Origin of the sequence: Janibacter sp. GXQ6167 (genome assembly GCF_041365945.1) — a bacterium.
Lineage (GTDB): Bacteria > Actinomycetota > Actinomycetes > Actinomycetales > Dermatophilaceae > JBGFSK01.
This window is the reverse complement of record NZ_JBGFSK010000028.1, coordinates 1-673: the sequence shown is the minus strand read 5'-3', so window position 1 is coordinate 673 and position 673 is coordinate 1. Positions and strand designations below refer to the sequence as shown.

The 673-nt window shown below is 67.9% G+C and carries 1 protein-coding gene; it reads right to left on the bottom strand.

The window, feature by feature from the left end; translation table 11 throughout:
* Positions 1-14 precede the first annotated feature (14 nt).
* Positions 15-673: IS3 family transposase (locus AB8K43_RS15445; protein WP_370895092.1), on the bottom strand; the 659-nt coding region annotated here is incomplete at its 5' end.

The window sequence follows — 673 nt, the reverse complement described above, 5'->3', positions numbered from 1 at the left end:
GTGGGCCGCCCCCGTCATTCGGTCCGGACGGTGTGTGAGTCGTCGGTTTCGATTTGATGGGTGCATTGCCGAGCGTACTCGGCTGGGGGCAGGTAGCCGAGCGAGGAGTGCCGGCGGTGATGGTTGTACTCGTCCTTCCAGTCGCCGATCACGACCTGTGCGTGCAGTAGCGAGTAGAAGCTGTTGATGTTGAGACACTCGTCGCGGATCCGGCTGTTGAACGACTCGACGTACCCGTTGCGCCACGGCGAGCCCGGCGGGATGTAGGACAGGCCGGTGCGGGTGCCGGCCCAGTCGGCCATCGCCTCGCTGATGAACTCCGGCCCGTTGTCCGACCTGAGCACCGCCGGGGCGCCCCGGGCGGCGACGAGGTCCTCCAGGTGGGCGGTGAGCCGGTCCGCGGTGATCGATCGGTCGGTGAGTCCGCCGATGCACTCCCGGGTGTGCTCGTCGACGATCGAGCAGATCTTGATCGGTCTGCCCTGCTCGTCGGCGTCGAACTGGAAATCGACCGCCCACACCACGTTCGGCGCGTCCGCCGTCGGCGCGTCGATGGTCGAAGATCCGACGCGCTTGCGTCGACGCCGCTGCGGGACCCGGAGCCCCTCGTCACGCCAGAGGCGTTGGACCTTCTTGTGGTTCACCACCCAGCCCTCGGCGCGGGCGTCGTGGT